Source organism: Shouchella phoenicis (genome assembly GCF_047238345.1).
Classification (GTDB): Bacteria; Bacillota; Bacilli; order Bacillales; family Bacillaceae_D; genus Shouchella.
In genome coordinates this window covers 3,753,581-3,770,209 of record NZ_JBDFMQ010000001.1, presented here as the reverse complement: position 1 = coordinate 3,770,209, position 16,629 = coordinate 3,753,581, and the positions used below count along the sequence as shown (strand labels likewise).

Sequence of the window (16,629 nt, the reverse complement as noted above, 5' to 3'; positions counted from 1 at the left end):
GCCAATTGAATGGTTCAAAGCAGGTGTTGTATTCGGTGTAACCATTTTTATGAGTGTTCTTACAATGCAAGAAGAAGGGAGGGAATAGAAATGTTGTATTTTATTTTAGGGACAGTTTTGGGAGTTGCAATGGTAATGATTAAAAAATTATTTGAAACGGCTCTGTCCAGTCCTACAAACTAAATGTTATTGGGTTCAAGAGCAATAGCGATTTCCTTATTAATACGAATTAGCGCTTGAATTTGTTCATCTTTCAGTAGGGATGTTATACCAATTATTTGATTAATAGCATCCGTTCTAACATGTGAAGCGTTCGAATCTGGCATTGTACTAAATAATTCACTAGGTGCAATCTTTAAACCTATGACAATTTTTTCAATGGTATCTATTGTAAAGTTTCTTTCTCCTCGTTCAATTCCCCCAAGGTATGCATCATCAAGATTAGCCAATTCAGCTAGAGCATGTTGTGTAAGACCCTGTTCTTTTCTTATTGTTCGAATACGTTTTCCAATCAATACTCGTAAGTCCGACATTTTACCACCTCTTAATAAGCTTAGAAAAGCGAGTAAGAAAATTGGAGAGATCTATAGGCGGTAATTAAAATAAAAATACTGTCTATTGACTGTATTTTTGATTATAATTAGTATTATGAGTAGTAAGATTGAACTAATACTTTATCTTTGTACTCTATCAAAAATAATTTTTTCAGTGGGAGGATATAAAATTGAATAAGATTAATAAGAAAAATTTAACAACAATGAAGTGGATTTCAGGTGGGGCTGAAGCCTTTTTGGGGATTCCAATATTGGGTGGTAGCTTTATCATTGCACTTGTATGGTTACCTTTATTTATCATGTTGGCATTTCATGCTCTTATCGTTTTCTTTGCAGTTAAAAGTAAACACCCTTTACCTATTGGAAACGTTGTTGGAATAGGAGCAAGTATTTTAGGCTTTATTCCTGGTCTGGGTATGGCTTTACATATTGTTGCAGCAGTATTGATTCTAATGGATGCTTCAAAAGCTCAAAAAGAATTACAAGAAGGAATTTAGTTAGTGGCAAGTCCTTTGATCTTTTCAAAGGGCTTACTTGCTTATGTAAACATTAATTCGAGAGGTGAGGTATAGATGAAAAATAAAAACGCAATTTATTCTTTAGTTATATTTATTACAACTTTATTAGTTGGTTGTGGAGCTAATTCGAATGATAACGAGCTAGAGAGTGATAATACTGTAGACCCTGAGAGTATATATTCGAGTTATACGGACGAAGAGTGGGAACTAGCACTAGAATCAGCTTATTGGGATGGATGGTATGATGCAATTGCCGTATCCGAAGACAATTTTAATATGTTTGATCACATTGAAACAGATATTTTTGGTGAAGATAACAGCCAAGAGAAAGTAAAAAAGTTTTTCGAAGAGTATGAGGAAAGAAAAAAAAGTGGGGAGGGGAAAGCCGCTGAATCAAGAGCTAAGGAAATTCAAGACAAAAAAGAATATGGTTTCCGTATTGGTGACGAAGTATTATTAAACGATGATAATGAAACATCTATGAAGATCTTAAGTCTTGAAGAAGTGGATAATGATTATTACCACTATTTGTTAAAAGCGGAATTTTATAATGATGAAGGCTATGATGTAAGCTTTTATGCAAGTAATATCAGTGGGGACACGGGAAATGATGGGAACAGGTTGATATTTTTTACTGAATTATATAATACTGACGAAGAGTATGCTGATGTGATTACTATTCCTACAGGTCAATCCCAAACTATAGAAGTGGAGATATCTGTAAACTATTCTCTTGAAAAAGGTTCATACATGGTGGTTGAATATATGGACCATGTCAACTGGGTTATATTTTATGAAGAATTGGGTTAGATTCTATAGTTAAGGCAATTTAAGAGGAATAACTAATTCTATACAACGTTTCTTGAATGGTGAGATAGCCTTTACTGTGGCTATCTTTTTTTATGCAAAGATAATAAACGTATAATATTCTCTATAATGAAGTATTAAATACAATTAATGTCCGCTTTTGTTTTGAAGATTATTCTTATAAAATATAGAAGTAGGTTGGAGGTTAATAAAGATGGTAAATGAATTAATGAATAAAGTAGATGTTAACACTATGCTCGTTAATAATCTAAATAAAGCTGAAGTATCTAAAGCTGAAAAAGGACAATTTTTCACGCCAATAAAAATAGCTTGCTTTATGAGCAGTTTATTCAATCCTATGTATAAGAACTGTATACGCATAAACTATAAATTAATAAACACAACTTGCTATATAATTAATCGTAATTATAAAAGGGGGGTAAGAAGCAAATGGAAGAGGTTAAAAGACTTGACCCAAAAGCATCGACAGCCAGAATTTTATTTGCAAAATCAGGCAACCAATGTGCTTTTAAGGGTTGCTTTAATAAAATTGTTAGTGACGACGGAGTTTATATAGGTAATATTTGTCATATTGAGGCGGCCTTACCAGATGGACCTAGATTCAATTCAAATATGACAAACGAACAAAGAAGAGAATCTAATAATTTACTAATAATGTGTTATGAACATCATAAAGAGACTAATGATGTTGAAAAATACCCTGTTAGTGTTTTAAAACAAATAAAAAAAGAACACGAAGATAAATTCAAAAACCTAATCAACGACCTCGCCTCTCAACTTTACGAAGATATAACAGATGGTAACGCGGGTGTAAAAGCTACTACATTAAACACATTTAACTCTGTGATGGGTTGGAATAGCAATCAAGATGAAAAGAGAGAACTTGTTGAATTAGCTGAAAATGCGTTTAATAAACTAAAGCAACTATCGCCTGCTACAAGGTCGGTTTTTTTTCATATGTTGAATAGGGCAGGCGGTAAACTTGATAGAAAAATGTTTCTTATTGAAGAGTTGCAAAATATCTTGAGTTCTAATCAAGAACAGTTTATGTCTTCTTTCAGTATTCTAAAGAAGGTTGGTCTAATTGGTGAACCATATACTTACGATGGTGTTTACGGTTATGTAAGTGATTTGGAACCAATTGAAGATTGGCACATATGGCCTGATATAAAAGAATACTGTGAAAGTGCAAACATATCTTTAAGTGAAATAATTAATAAAATGGAATTTAACTTGTTAGATTAATTAGAGATTAAGATGGATTAATTATTTCAAGTACAGATGAGGATAAAACAGCAAAACACGGAGCAAGCTTTACGGGTGTGAATAACGTTACAAATGGTTCTACAGAAACAACAACGACAGCGGCGTTAGATATTTGAACCCACAATTTCTAACTTAGACAACTCGTCTGAAAATCATCAAGCTGCCGAATCTCGTATTCGTGACGTGGATATGGCGAAGGAGATAGTGAAGTTCACAAAACAAAACATTTTGTCGCAGGCTTCTCAATCTATGCTTGCTCAAGCTAACCAAGCACCGCAACAGGTACTTCAACTTCTTGGTTAATCTATAGTGAAATTTGGGGGCAAACATTAATGTTTGTCCCCTTTTTTCCATGTAGACAAGTCTTTAATACCGCAGTAATCTACGAGGAATACGAAAAAAGGGCTTTCGCCATGGAGACGAAGTGTTATTGTATTAATGAAGCTTAAACATCTTTAATTTACTAACAGCTAATTATTATAACGAAGAAGAATTCGACATGAATTTCTACTCAGATCAATTAATAATACGGGGAACATTTTTAAAATAAGGAAGATAGCCTACTAGAGTTATCTTTTTCTAGTGTGATGAACGAATAACTCAATATAAAGGAGAATAAAAAATTTTGGGTGCTAAACAAAGTTTGAGCAGATATGGCTATGAGGACAACAGTGAAAAAGAAAAAATCTTGGCCATCGCATTAATTTTACTTGAAAGCAGAGCATTTGTGAAATGAGTTAAACGTCATACTGGACCAATTGTTTGAACTCGGGTATGAATCAGATAAGAAAAATCTCAAAAGATTGATTGCAAATGAGAGAAGTAACTATAAACGACTGATTCATGGAAAAAATTTAGATCTAGTTTGGGAATTAAATGCCACCTTGAAATCAAGATGTTACATTTCTTTCAATTATCAAAGAGCTGATGGATTAAAAAGTACACGAACTGTTGAGCCAGTTGGTGTACTTTTCTCAGAATACTATTTTTATCTCGCTGCTCATATTGAGGGGAAGGGATACGAGTATCCAACCATATTTCGAGTCGACCGAATCGAAGATGTTCAAATGTTGGGAAGAAAACCAAAAGAAATAAAGAGAAGTGACAGCGATCGCTTTCAAGATGGTATCTATCGACAACAAATTGCTTTTATGCAGTCAGGTGAATTAATGCAAGTCCGTTTGAGGTTAAAAAAATGGCTAAAGGAAGTTGTTTATGACAAATTACCTAACGCTGAAATTTTAAATGAAAATGAGGAGTTTGTGACTATACAGGTGAAAGTGTTCGGGAAAGGGGTTCAAATGTGGTTATTAAGTCAAGGAGCAGCAATTGAGGTCATTCGTCCTGAATCATTGAGAAAGAGTATGAGAAGTTCTATTAACGAGATGAAAAAAATGTATGAATAAATCTAGTTACGGACAATTATTGTCCATGCCCCCCTGTATACTTTAAATATAGCTAGATTAAAGGAGGATAATCCAATGAAGAATGTTTGGCGTATGCACATAAAGCCTGACACAAAAGCAGGGCTTACAAGAAATGACGCTTGGAGTTACTGTGTTGAGAACGGAATTATTGGTATTGGTTGGGGTATTGAAGAAAATGTTGGCCCTATGCTAAGTGAAGAATACCTTTTGATTGCCTCAAAGGTTTATAAGGACAACACGGGTTGGAAAAGAGCAATGAACGCTTTCATTCATCATATGAAGCTAGGTGACTTAGTTTGGCTCGAGTATGGTGGAGTGTATTATATTTCAGAGTTAACGGGAGACGCTTTCTATGACCCAAAACGAAAAGATTTAGACCTTTATAACACGAGGAGTTGCAGAATTAAAGAAATAGGTGGATTAGATGTTGTGCCAGGTGGAATTCAAACACGTTTTATACGGGGTTCTGCGATTCAAAAGGTTAATGATTCAATACTACAACAATATACCGTTTCAACTTATTTCGGAAAGACTACGAAAGTAAGGGCAGAAAATCTTCTTAAATATTTAAGTCCTGATGATCTAGAAGATTTAGTTGGCTTATATTTGCAGTATCGACACGATTACAAGGTGATTCCTAGCTCGTGTAAACCAACAACAAAGAAGATTGAATATACTCTTATAAGAGAAGGATCTAAAGGGAAAATCGAGACAGCGGCAGTTCAAGTTAAGAAAGGAAACGTATTGCTTAGCGTAGGTGATTACGCAGACCTTCCATATGATTGGGTGTACTTATTTGGAGAGGATGAAAATTACAGAAAAAGTGAAGTGAATAACGTGAAATGCCTAACACGAAAAGAACTCATTGACTTTATAACAACGTATAGAAGCTTTTTGCCAAATAAAATTACTCACTGGCTAGTTTAATAAGAACGTGGGAAAAGGATCTAGCAGATCCTAGATTAAATAAATTAAATATTGAGAAAATGGTGACTCTGTGACTAATAATGAAAAAGCGTACCGTCTATTAGAGGAAATACGAGCCTCACTAATTGTTTATGTGGATCAAAATGAGCTTTTCACTTATCGGGAAATCGTAAAGAAATTCATGGATTAACATAAGGGAGAGCAAATCGGGATACTTAACAAACGAGACCTTTGGCACACGGTTTATATTTATAGAGATGTGAGTATGTTTGATCGAGTGCCAAAAAGTAATGTTGCATTTCTAGAAATAAGATCCAGATATAAAAACTGTTGGAACTATTTCTTAGATAAGAAGTTAATTTAATTCAAAGCAGCAGTTTTGACTGTCGATATCAAGTAATGAAGTTATTAATTATACGAGGGTGATATGCATGACTAACGAAGCGTTGAAAATAGCAAATTATTGCAGACAAGAATTGGACTTAAAGCAAGCTCAATTACCTGATGAATACTATTACTCCCATTTAACCCTGTGTGTTATTGATTCAGTTTTTTCAATTGGTGTTAGGTATGAAGGCGTTCGTAATACAGTTAAAAGATATTGATCTTATTTCCAATTGGATTCCCATAGGGGGGGTTCTGATCATCCAAGCATAGATGATCAACAATCCATAAAAACTTTTATACGGACTTTTGAAGAAAATGGTTCCTTCATTTATGCAGAGCAAATTTTTAATAATCGCCAACGAACTTCACCAGTCAATGGTATATTAAAATCTGAGGCTGTTTATCGATTCTTAAAAATCTTAGAAGCATATGGCATTCATTATTTTCAAGATGTTTCAAAGATCTTTGGGAACAAGGATTTTGATGCGGAGATTCAGAAAATTCCAGGTCAAAAGAGTGGGATTTCACTCGTCTATTTCTATATGCTTGCTGGAGAAGATAATTGGATTAAGCCGGATCGAATGATTATTCGTTTTCTTGAAAAAATAGTATCAAGACCAGTTAACTTGCAAGAGGCACAGTTGTTGCTTGTGGAAGCGTCAGTCCTATTAAAAGAAGAGTATCAGGAAATGACTCCCCGTTTGTTGGACTACGTTGTTTGGGAGTATTCACGTGCGCTAAAAGAATAGATTGATTCTTAGCTATTAGCATTCCCATGTAAAAACTAGAACCATTTTCACTGGGTATATGTTAAATACCGGAATAATTGTGTTACTATTATGTTAAGTAAAATATTTAGATAAAGGAGAATGGTATGACATGAAAGAATATAAATTCAATGAAAAATTAAATCAGAAAATTGTAGATGGAATTTTGAAAGGTTATAAAGACTATTTGAAAGAACGAAAAGAAAAAAATGAGATTATGCATGTTAGTTCAGCATATGCTTGGGTTAAAGGAAATCATATTGACCATAACACTGCGGAAGCTTGTAAAAGTGAAGGTGTAACTTTTAAGAAAGAAAAGGCAGGGTACACTTGGGGATATTTGCAATTTGTTGATGAAAAAAGCATATTTATTATAAAAAGTGGGAACCGTAAAACCAAGTATATAAAAACCTTGGATCAGGATAATTATTTAGTTAAGCTATCTAAAATTAACTCCCATATTAACTTTCCAGGAGAAAGTGAGCAAGCCAGTTTATTTCAAGAGGACTTAACGATAATTGATGAAAATGCTGGTCTATCATTATCGAATGAGGAAGTTGAAGTATTACGGTCACAATATGATCGTTTTTATATTGTGTCTTATTCCTTGGATGATGCTAAAATGATAAAAGAAATTACTCTAGGTATGCCAATACCTGAAACGGATAGAAGCTTTTTAATTAATGATTTAACTAGTTATATTGATAAAAGTACAGTAAAGATTGACAGTGCGGATCTATCTGCAGTAGAAAATGATGTTCCAGAAGAGCTTTCTGGTCATAGTTTTGGCTTTAAGTTGATTAGTGAAAAGGGTGCAGGAAATGAGTAAGGGGTGAACAAACATGTTTGTTGGTAATAATTTGACCAACATACGTATGTTATTCGGTTTTTCAATTAATGAACTGGCAGACCATGTTATGGTAAGTAGTCATAGAATTTGGCAACTTGAATGCAACTATGTTGTTCCGACGTTTGAAGAGTTATCAAGATTTAGTGATTTATTTGAGGTAAGAAGAAAGTATTTTATTAAAGAAGATTTCTTGAAAACTGAAGTCGAAGCAAACTTAATTGCGTATAGGTCTGAGACAATAGGTGATAGATTTCATGTGGTCGAAGAAGCAAAGCATCTTGCTTTTATTGATGCTTTGCTACAACCTATTGAATCATATGTAATTATGCCACAGAGTACTATAGTATCGTTACGTGACTATGTGATCAATTTGACTAACCAGAAATACGACAAAATTACTATAGATGAGTTAATCAAAGAGATAGCGGAACATAGCAGAAAATTTCTGGGTTTGAACAAAGGTAATAATAATCAATTATTATACCTTTTGGAAAACAGTGGTATTATAATTCTGGAAAAAAGTGTAGGTGAAGGAGCCGACGCTTATAGTACTTGGATAAATGAGGAAAGACCAATAATAATGTTAGGTAATCAGAAAAGAGTTAATGTAAGGCGTAATTTTGATTTAGCACATGAGTTGGGTCATTTACTGTTACATTACATGAAGGACGTAAGAACGCATGATAAAAAAAGGGAAAACAAACTAGAGCAAGAAGCAAACTTATTTGCAGGATATTTTCTATTACCAGAACAAGAATTTACGTACGATTTTCTGGAATTGAAAAGCGTCACTAATCCAGACTCTTATTTAAGTTTGAAGGAAAAGTGGCAAGTATCAATTCAAGCTATTGCTTATCGTGCAAACAAATTGGGTTTACTTGAGTACGATAAGTATAGACGATTCAATATAGCTATTAATCGTAAAGGTTACAAAAAACAGGAGCCGCTGGATGATAAAATTGCATTAGTTAGGCCAGCAAGGGTGAAGAGCCTATTTGATATGGTCTTTAGCCATGAATTATCACTAAATGATTTTTTACGAGACTTAAATATAGAGTTGGGTTTCCTAACAAGAGTTTTTGGATTCGAAACAGACTTTTTAATGTCGTATATAAAAAATACAGACACGTTTGAAACTAAAAAAATAGCAAGTGTTAAATTAATTGCTAAAAAATAAATGATGGAGACATGAGTTTTATAAACTTGTTTTCATCATTTTTTTATTTCAGCTACAAACTTAATGTGGTAATGTATATATTTATGTTTTCAATGGAGGTGGATAGCATGGATAAGCCATTAAAGCTAAGAATATTGACTTGTATTCAAGACACTCGATTGACCTAAAGTACGATTAGCTAGTGAATATTTATTTAGTTTGGACATAAAAACACTTCCCCATAAGCAGCCTACTATTTATTTTCCGTACCTATAGGGAAGCGTATCAAGAGCAATATCATAAATAGGCTAGTTTTTTTATTTAAAAGATCGTTTTCTTTTCTAATATGCTAATATTAGTTTTTCATTGTTGAATTACAAAATGGATGTACTTATCGTCACATAACAAAAAAACAACTTGGTTCTAATGAGGATATCCATGATGTTTTGACAAGAGAACTGAGGCGCTATTGTTTATCTGACGAGGTTAATATCGCTAAAGAAGAGGAAGTTTTTAATAAAACTTTTAAATTGCTGAACGAATCATTAGGAGAAAATTCGATTAAAAAGTATTACTCTGACGTACAGAGATTCAAAGGTCAAACAATGCTATCAAGCTTTGAAGTTGTGGCCATTGGAGTAGTCAATAATATTGATTACATAAGCAATCTTCAAAACCCTCAAGCTTATATTGAGCAAAAAGTAAAAAACCTTTATAACTCAAACGAGTACATTGATGCTTAAAAAAGGAAAATAATAACTGGTAGGGCGGTAACAAGGTTTTTGTACTTAACTAAGTTAGGTACAAAGTATTTTAGTGAAGAATAGTCTTCAAAAATAAATAAACATTTTTGATTTATAATACGATAATAATTGTGAAGGAACTTGGGCTGTTTTTTCCTTCACTTTTTATAATTGAACATTAATTTTACTTTCGCTAATAGATGATTTGTTAAGCGTGCTGTGTTTTGCGTTAGTGTTAAATGGATTGCCATAGAAGCTTCAATAAGTAAGATCTACAGATGGTGTTGTAATGGATAAAAGTATTTTGAACTAACAGTGTGCAAAACGACCTCCACTTTTTAGTGTGTAATTTTTCTAAATTTGAACTGTATATTTTTTATTTAAGTATTCTAAAATACGTATTTTATGACTATTATAGATAAAGGAGTTTTTTATGGAGGTTACCATGGCAAAAAATATTGTTGTACCAGCTATAGAGTGTAAACAAAATAACAATACTTTCTACACCACTATAATGACAAGTGATGACTTAAAAGAGGTATGCTTTATTACTCGGAGAAACGAGGATAATGACAAGGGTTTTCAGAGGTTGTTAAATAAAAGTAGGGCAAAAGATATTGCCAGATATTTGGATGAAAAAAAGGGTACAATACCTTCTTCAATAATACTAAGTGCACAAAATAATGTTAGGATTACCTTTGATGATGATGATTCTGAACTCATCTTTCCTAGAGTGAAAGACAGTTTCTTGGTAATTGATGGACAACATCGTCTTTTCGGTTTATTCGAGTCGAGTAAAAATTATAAAATTCCGGTAATTATTTTTAATAATTTAAAGTCATCCGAGGAGGTTAGTCTTTTTATTGATATTAACACAACTCAAAAAGGTGTTCCCTCTGCATTATTGCTAGATATTAAACAGCTTGCAGGTAGGGAAACAAAAATTGAAGAAATGCAAAGAGAACTATTTGATATGCTTAACCAAAAACGCTCTCCAATGACTGGCTTATTATCAGCTTCAAAGAGTGCCTCTGGAAAAATTTCAAGAGCTGCTTTTAATGAAGCTACAGAAGTTATTTTTAAAGCAGGTCCACTTTCTGAACATAGGGATATTAACATTGTTTTTAAAGGTGTTAACAATTATTTAACTGCTATAGAACATGTATTTAAGATAAGTAAAGCTGAAGGCGCAAAATTGACAAAAGCAACAATTTTTAAAGCGGTATTTGAGATCTTTAATGAAGTTTTAAATAGGAGTTTACAGGAAAAAGGTGACGTAAAAATAGACTCTCTAAAAGAAATACTAGAGCCCTTGGCTGTATTAGAATATGACAACTATACGGGGTCAAATAAAGCTACATTAAACAGAATAATTAGTGACATGAGATACGAATTAAATAAATACAGAGAAAGTCTTAGTGAGGATATGTTTTAATGTTAATTTTTGGGGACAGGTATAATTTAATAAGGGATAATTATATCTTCCCTTTATTGAATTATAAAGTTGATGTGGACAAGCTTGAATATAATAATCTAAAGTATTTATTAAAAAATAAAATAAAAGGTGTCAAATCTACTGACCATAGAGAATATGAAATTATCTTTAATAAAGATGATTTGCTAAAAGCTTTGCTTGGAGAAATTGATTATTTTTATACAAGAGCACTTGTACAATATTTTAATATCATAGAGTCAAAAAACACAATATCTTCTTGTTGGGGAGTAGTAACTCATTATTATTTTAGTTTTTTTACAATTAATACATTATTAAGAATGAGTCATAGAGGTTGCACTTATTTAAATTCTAATGATGCAAACGAATTATCAAGGATTATAACGGCGTTTAGCACTGATCTTATACAAGTGCCTTCTGGAAATTATTCATTCAGCATTGTTGAATATGATGATTCATCAGACCTGTCGTTATTATTAAAACAAACAAAGAAAGGTACGCATGAACAAACATGGGCTATTTTAGGAAAGTTGTTAGATGAAATGTTAAACAATAAGACTAAAGATGATGAATACACGTTTTTAAGAAATATAAAACAAATTTCTGATGATTATAATATAAACTTCCCCTCGTCTTTAAGAAATGATATTAACTATAAACCTCAATATGGTTATAAAAGTATAAAGAAAGAAATTAATAATTATATTCCAGATTTAAATATGGAAGAAATAGTTAAGAATTTACTGAAATATACTTCGAAAGATGATGAAAATTATAAAATAAAAATGTCAGCTTTAATAGGGAATTTCTTTTTTATCTACTCTACTAAACTTCTAAATGAGTACATTATAAGAGGGAATCCATCTAAAGAGGCTCAAAAGATAAAAAGTCATTTTATAAAAAAATATGGCTTTAAATTTCCCGTTTTTCCGGATGCAATATAATATTTTTATTACTAGTATGTCCAATTTAGATTTTGTTTAAGTAGTATTTCTCTTATAGCATTTAAAAGAGGAAAAACACTTAAGGTTTTGATTCATGTTTTAATATTTATGCTTATAGAATTTATTAACATTAGTAAATGAGGTTTTATTACATGTGTTTATAATAGTAGATAAGCAAATCCTAAAGTATATTAGTGAAATTTTTAAAGCTTACAAAATTATTAAGTATAGAACGCTTATTTAGTTAGAGTAACGTAACTCTTTAATACAGTCATAGTAAAAGGGACTAAAGTGATTGAAGGAGATGAAAGGGATGGGCAGAAACATAAATACTAACGTTGAAAGAAGGATATATGCTGAATCTATGGGAAGATGTATGAATCCAGAATGTAAAGTAGAATTGTTAAAAGAAAGTGGCGACATAATTGAAAAGGCGCATATAACCCCGTATTGTGATACTAAAGACAACTCGTATGAAAATTTAATTATTTTATGTCCAAATTGTCATACAAACTTTGATAAAAACGGTGCATTCAGTGTAGATTGTGTTAAAAAATGGAAACAAATACGTAAGGATGAGTTTGAGCGTTTTTTTAGTAAAGAGTATGATACATTTGAGGATTTAAAAAGTGAAGTAGTTCCATTGTTATTACATAATCAAGCAATTTTTGAAAACTATTATTTAGAGACTGAAAGGGAATTATGGGATATTTCTGAAGGGAAGATTTTATCAAACAATAGAATACTAAAAAGTATTTTAAAACATAATACTAAGCTAATTCAAAATCATCGTAATGAAAGTTATTCGAATTTAGCAATAGTGCAAAAATTCATTCTTCATATTGATGAGTTCGAAGCTACTCGATTAAGTAAAGAAAAAATAAGACATGTGTTATTTCCGGCTGAGATTAACTCCTTGTTTGGAATAGAACCTTTAAATGAAGACATTATACCATCTGTAGAGTCTATTGAGAGTTTAATAGCGGTATTTCAGAATAAGGGAGAATTTGAATTTATTGTTTTAGGAGTCGATAATCCATTTATACAGGTTAAAAAAGACAGTAACTCTGAAAAAATTTTTCTTAACGATACCCCTAGGTTAAGACAACTGTATTATGATCACAATTGTTTTAGGAAAGTGAATGTTCGATTTGAAAGCTTAAATTATGCTCTAAAGGCTATAAAGTCAAGAAGGTTAAATTTTAATTTTTTAGATATAACCAATCTAAAAGAAATTACAGTAAATGGTGTAAAGGTAGTTTTTATTTATGAGTATTGCTTAAGTAAAGTTAAATTACTACAACTATCTCCAGAGGAAAAATGTGTGGTTTTAAACTTACATAATTGGAATGGTGCGAGTTGTATTTCAGCAGAAGCATACGAACTAGCAAAAGAAATGAAAGTTACGTTACTAACAATGGATGAATTTTATGAATACATTAATAGCTTTAAACAAAAAAGATAGTGTCATTCAGAAAATCCTATATCATATAGAATTGTTTGAGTCATTTGAAAATGTGTATTTGTTTGGATCAATAATCAATGAGAAAAGAACTCCAAATGATATAGATTTATTGCTAATATACAAAGATTTTTCTAGTAGACTTTTAATTGATTTGGATAAGATAAGCACTATTTTTGATCAATTATATGAATTCTCCTTTGATTTAACTGTAATAAGTGAACATGAGGAAGATGAGTCAAGTTTTTTAATTAGATTAAACTCAAATTACTTAAAACTAAAATGACAAATCTTTATATAAATATAATAAATGATTATTAATTGAGGTTAAAAGGACTAGGGAAAACTTGTCTGATAAAGAAGTTGGTGAACAGCTTATTGTGGACATTTCAGCATATGAGACACATCCTCATTTTAAAAACTTTGGTCTGTTTTGTTTATGATCCAGAAGGACGTATTGGTAATTCCATAGCTATTGAGAATGACTTAAATACCGATGAACCTGATAAATTGAATGTTTGCGTCTATGTTTTCCGAAATAACAAAACCAGAGGATAAAATAACCTCACTTACATCCACCACGGAGAACCGTACCATAAGTGAGTGAGGTTTTTAAATATTGTAGTACATAAGGCCATGTTAAAGGGGAGAATTAAAACTTCTCCCCTTAACGATATTTCTTCATATTCATTTACCCGGTAGTAATGACGAACAAGAGGATGAACAACTTGCTTCAGGAATTTAATAAAAATGTCGTCTGTTTCGGGCAGTAAATTCAAATAAATTTTCATAAAGAAATACTTCATTGCGTATTCTCCTTATTTTGTAGGTTTTTTCCTTTATTCTTCGTAATCAGCTCAAGCAATGAACAAGCACTAACAATAATAATGACACTAGCAAAAATAATGAGAGATAATCTCAATGAAATATAGCTGATTAAAAAGCCAGTTATTAACGATCCAAGAGACATACCACCTACTGTAATAACATCTACTGTCGAAAAGACGCGACCACTCTGTTCACTTGGCGTTATCCGTTGTAAATAGGACCACATTGGGCCGTCGCCAATATTTGCAAAAATCCCTAAGAGTGAAACAGATAAAAAAGAAATAATAATATATTCGTGAAAACCTGAGAGTGCTAGAGTTAGAGGCAAACCAATAACACCTATACTTATTGCAACGTTTAAAGACTTACTTCCAATTATAGCTCCTATGAGTGCTCCAATGATTGAGCCAAAACCAATTGCCGTTAATAAATATCCTATTCCTTGATCACCTAAACCAATTAATTGCGATAACATTGGGATAAAAACAAACGTAGAACCAACAATCACATGATTCAAAAACATTAAGATTGTTAAACTTCTCATATCCCTCTCTGTAAAGATGGCTTTCACACCAACGACCCACTCTTTATAAGTGGATTTAATTGTTATAGATTCATTATGTTTTATAAGGGTGTTACTCCCAATGTTCTTAGGTAAAAAAGATAAAAGACAAAAGCTTAAAATATAAGCGATAGTATTAAATAAGAAATTCCAAGCTAACACGCCTGTGCCTACTAAAAAGCCACCAAAAATAGGTGCTACCATCAAAGAAAAAGTCCCAATTGTATTTAATAAAGAGTTTAAAGCTAATCGATCTTCTTTATCAACTAAATTAGGTACTAATGAAAGTTTACAAATCCTATCTAAAGTTGCTGATAAAACTAATAAGGTACCTATTATTAAATATGTAAGCAAAGATTGGTTTTCCGCAGAGGTCAATATTAAAAGGACGGCCATTAAAAAGGCACTTGAGAGATTTGATAGTAACACCAGTTTCTTCTTTGAATATTTATCAGCTAGAAACCCTGCAACAGGTGCAAAAAACATCCCTGATGTCTGTCGAATGACTGACAATAAACCTATGGCGATCGGCCCGAATTGATTAAATAAAAAAGCCGACATCGCTACAAAATAAATCCAATCTCCTAAACTAGTTAAAAAACCAGAAATCAAAAAAGGTCTTGCGCCTTTTGATTTCAATGCCTTTTTCAAACTGAGATATAAAGTCAATGATAACGCCCCCATTATTTCCCTTTTACTAAGATATCCTCTTTTTAAATCATTCATGAAGCTTGTTTGAATCTTGATTTTTCTTTTTTGAGGAATTGCTAAATAAAAATTTAAAAATTAAATTTAATCAGAATATTAAACACCTCTTTTTTCTTGATTTATAAATTGGTCCAGGTTATTTCTCACTTCATCTCCAAACATACTCTTCATCCACATATAGCTTATACGTATATGATACGCATACAGTAGAATGTAGTGAATTTATTCATTCAATAGACTCCATTATACCAGCTAGGATCGAGAAAGTAACAAAACAGGGTACCATTCGTTATCATGATATCGGGCAAACAAAACGCAATGATTTATATCAAGACTATGTATACAGTTGTGTGAGCAAGATCGTAAACGATTTATTTGCAGTGCTACCGTGTGAACGAGTGTTTATTAATGCTGTAATTGATTCCTATTATGATCATCTGCCAATTCTGTCTTCTATTTTTCATCTTATATCACTTTTTACTTAAAAAATCACATTTTTCCCACAAAAAAGTGATCCATTTTGACAAAGCATTCGTTCTCTTTGTAAGAGGTTACATATTAGCTAGGTATAAGCGTTGACATTTTAGTATGGAGGAGGCGTGAAAACAGCTAAGTGTGATTTCATTAATCATAAGGGAGCGATTTTTCTATGAAAAAAGCAATGATGTTTCCATTAGCAGCAGTATTGGCTGCAACGACTTTTGCAGGTACGGCATCTGCCGATCACGAGGGTCGTGAGTTTTTAGTTGAGCTTAGTCCAGATAATGAAGTCATGGATGTTGAAAGCGATGCAATGGGAAAAGCGCACTTTGAAGTAAGTGAAGATGGAGATACACTTGAGTATTGGATTCATGCTGAACATCTAGAGAATGCAACAGCAGGTCACTTGCATAGTGGTCCTGCAGGAGAAGATGGACCGGTAGAATTGTTCTTATTCCATAATGATGAGCCAATGGATTATGATGGCGATGTGGCATCAGGAACGTTAACTGCGGATGATCTTGTTGGGGATTTATCTTGGGAAGAGTTTTCAATGGCTCTTGTAGCTGGTGATGTCTATGCAAACCTTCATACGGAAGAATATCCAGATGGGGAGATTCGTGGACAGCTTGATAAATATGCACAGGATGCTGCAATGGAAGAAGCAAACATGCCAACTGATATGCCTCAAACTGGTATGGGTGGTGCAGAATCAGGCAACTGGTTTACATCATTATGGGCGAGCGTTACAGGGTTTCTCTTTAAATAA

17 protein-coding genes and 2 pseudogenes are annotated in these 16,629 nt (G+C 32.4%); 17 read left to right on the top strand and 2 right to left on the bottom strand.

Going from position 1 to position 16,629, the window contains the following annotated elements:
* Positions 1-179: 179 nt before the first annotated feature.
* The gene (locus ABC361_RS20015; RefSeq protein WP_413075585.1) at positions 180-533 is read right to left on the bottom strand and encodes a helix-turn-helix domain-containing protein; all 354 of its coding nucleotides are present in this window, start codon (positions 531-533) and stop codon (positions 180-182) included.
* Positions 534-724: 191 nt separating this feature from the next.
* Here ABC361_RS20015 and ABC361_RS20010 point away from each other — a divergent pair, with 191 nt between their 5' ends.
* The 16 genes and pseudogenes from ABC361_RS20010 (at position 725) to ABC361_RS19930 (ending at position 13,840) form a co-directional block, all read left to right on the top strand.
* A complete protein-coding gene (locus tag ABC361_RS20010) occupies positions 725-1,051 on the top strand; it encodes a hypothetical protein (protein ID WP_328239301.1) in 327 nt (108 codons plus the stop codon).
* 75 nt (positions 1,052-1,126) lie between these two features.
* Positions 1,127-1,882 carry a hypothetical protein gene (locus ABC361_RS20005; RefSeq protein ID WP_413075584.1) on the top strand — a complete coding sequence of 252 codons (756 nt, stop codon included), beginning with the start codon at positions 1,127-1,129 and terminating at the stop codon, positions 1,880-1,882.
* 447 nt (positions 1,883-2,329) lie between these two features.
* Entirely contained in the window at positions 2,330-3,145 is an 816-nt protein-coding gene (locus tag ABC361_RS20000; protein WP_413075583.1) for a hypothetical protein, read from the top strand.
* Between the two features lie 135 nt (positions 3,146-3,280).
* Positions 3,281-3,469, top strand: a pseudogene (locus ABC361_RS19995) (flagellin); the annotation flags it as partial.
* Positions 3,470-3,924: 455 nt separating this feature from the next.
* Positions 3,925-4,572, top strand: a complete 648-nt coding sequence (locus ABC361_RS19990; RefSeq protein WP_413075582.1) for a helix-turn-helix transcriptional regulator — start codon at positions 3,925-3,927, stop codon at positions 4,570-4,572.
* Between the two features lie 75 nt (positions 4,573-4,647).
* Positions 4,648-5,520: a hypothetical protein gene (locus ABC361_RS19985; RefSeq protein WP_413075581.1), complete on the top strand. Its 873-nt coding sequence runs from the start codon at positions 4,648-4,650 to the stop codon at positions 5,518-5,520.
* Between the two features lie 431 nt (positions 5,521-5,951).
* Positions 5,952-6,656 (top strand): annotated as a pseudogene (locus tag ABC361_RS19975) (hypothetical protein).
* 130 nt (positions 6,657-6,786) lie between these two features.
* Positions 6,787-7,503 (top strand): spr1630 family ClpXP-sensitive toxin, encoded by a 717-nt coding sequence (locus ABC361_RS19970; RefSeq protein WP_413075578.1) that lies wholly within the window; start codon positions 6,787-6,789, stop codon positions 7,501-7,503.
* Between the two features lie 13 nt (positions 7,504-7,516).
* Complete coding sequence (locus ABC361_RS19965) at positions 7,517-8,701, top strand: spr1629 family repressor/antitoxin (RefSeq protein WP_413075577.1); 1,185 nt, start codon at positions 7,517-7,519, stop codon at positions 8,699-8,701.
* Between the two features lie 425 nt (positions 8,702-9,126).
* Positions 9,127-9,423, top strand: coding sequence for a hypothetical protein (locus ABC361_RS19960; protein WP_413075576.1), 297 nt, complete (start codon positions 9,127-9,129; stop codon positions 9,421-9,423).
* A 445-nt stretch (positions 9,424-9,868) separates the two neighbouring features.
* Positions 9,869-10,858: a DGQHR domain-containing protein gene (locus tag ABC361_RS19955; RefSeq protein ID WP_413075575.1), complete on the top strand. Its 990-nt coding sequence runs from the start codon at positions 9,869-9,871 to the stop codon at positions 10,856-10,858.
* Positions 10,858-11,820, top strand: a complete 963-nt coding sequence (locus ABC361_RS19950) for a hypothetical protein (protein WP_413075574.1) — start codon at positions 10,858-10,860, stop codon at positions 11,818-11,820. The genes ABC361_RS19955 and ABC361_RS19950 overlap by 1 nt, the downstream gene beginning before the upstream one ends.
* 313 nt (positions 11,821-12,133) lie before the next feature.
* Entirely contained in the window at positions 12,134-13,285 is a 1,152-nt protein-coding gene (locus ABC361_RS19945) for an HNH endonuclease signature motif containing protein (protein WP_413075573.1), read from the top strand.
* The gene (locus tag ABC361_RS19940; protein ID WP_413075572.1) at positions 13,251-13,568 is read left to right on the top strand and encodes a nucleotidyltransferase domain-containing protein; all 318 of its coding nucleotides are present in this window, start codon (positions 13,251-13,253) and stop codon (positions 13,566-13,568) included. Before ABC361_RS19945 ends, ABC361_RS19940 begins: the two co-directional genes overlap by 35 nt.
* A 34-nt stretch (positions 13,569-13,602) precedes the next feature.
* Positions 13,603-13,725, top strand: coding sequence for a PD-(D/E)XK nuclease domain-containing protein (locus tag ABC361_RS19935; protein ID WP_413075816.1), 123 nt, complete (start codon positions 13,603-13,605; stop codon positions 13,723-13,725).
* Complete coding sequence (locus tag ABC361_RS19930; RefSeq protein ID WP_413075815.1) at positions 13,679-13,840, top strand: PD-(D/E)XK nuclease domain-containing protein; 162 nt, start codon at positions 13,679-13,681, stop codon at positions 13,838-13,840. Before ABC361_RS19935 ends, ABC361_RS19930 begins: the two co-directional genes overlap by 47 nt.
* A 244-nt stretch (positions 13,841-14,084) precedes the next feature.
* On the opposite strand, the gene ABC361_RS19925 is transcribed toward ABC361_RS19930, so the two are convergent.
* Complete coding sequence (locus ABC361_RS19925) at positions 14,085-15,398, bottom strand: MFS transporter (RefSeq protein ID WP_413075571.1); 1,314 nt, start codon at positions 15,396-15,398, stop codon at positions 14,085-14,087.
* Positions 15,399-16,029: 631 nt separating this feature from the next.
* Between ABC361_RS19925 and ABC361_RS19920 the strand changes: the two genes are divergently transcribed.
* Positions 16,030-16,629, top strand: coding sequence for a CHRD domain-containing protein (locus tag ABC361_RS19920; protein ID WP_413075570.1), 600 nt, complete (start codon positions 16,030-16,032; stop codon positions 16,627-16,629).

Bases quoted from the DNA above. Each gene is read 5' to 3' on its own strand.
- ABC361_RS19940 (WP_413075572.1), top strand. From the start codon at position 13,251: ATGAATACATTAATAGCTTTAAACAAAAAAGATAGTGTCATTCAGAAA.
- ABC361_RS19925 (WP_413075571.1), bottom strand. From the start codon at position 15,398: ATGAATGATTTAAAAAGAGGATATCTTAGTAAAAGGGAAATAATGGGG.
- ABC361_RS19920 (WP_413075570.1), top strand. From the start codon at position 16,030: ATGAAAAAAGCAATGATGTTTCCATTAGCAGCAGTATTGGCTGCAACG.
- ABC361_RS20000 (WP_413075583.1), top strand. From the start codon at position 2,330: ATGGAAGAGGTTAAAAGACTTGACCCAAAAGCATCGACAGCCAGAATT.
- ABC361_RS20015 (WP_413075585.1), bottom strand. From the start codon at position 533: ATGTCGGACTTACGAGTATTGATTGGAAAACGTATTCGAACAATAAGA.
- ABC361_RS20005 (WP_413075584.1), top strand. From the start codon at position 1,127: ATGAAAAATAAAAACGCAATTTATTCTTTAGTTATATTTATTACAACT.
- ABC361_RS19950 (WP_413075574.1), top strand. From the start codon at position 10,858: ATGTTAATTTTTGGGGACAGGTATAATTTAATAAGGGATAATTATATC.
- ABC361_RS19945 (WP_413075573.1), top strand. From the start codon at position 12,134: ATGGGCAGAAACATAAATACTAACGTTGAAAGAAGGATATATGCTGAA.
- ABC361_RS19955 (WP_413075575.1), top strand. From the start codon at position 9,869: ATGGCAAAAAATATTGTTGTACCAGCTATAGAGTGTAAACAAAATAAC.
- ABC361_RS19985 (WP_413075581.1), top strand. From the start codon at position 4,648: ATGAAGAATGTTTGGCGTATGCACATAAAGCCTGACACAAAAGCAGGG.
- ABC361_RS19930 (WP_413075815.1), top strand. From the start codon at position 13,679: ATGAGACACATCCTCATTTTAAAAACTTTGGTCTGTTTTGTTTATGAT.
- ABC361_RS19965 (WP_413075577.1), top strand. From the start codon at position 7,517: ATGTTTGTTGGTAATAATTTGACCAACATACGTATGTTATTCGGTTTT.
- ABC361_RS19970 (WP_413075578.1), top strand. From the start codon at position 6,787: ATGAAAGAATATAAATTCAATGAAAAATTAAATCAGAAAATTGTAGAT.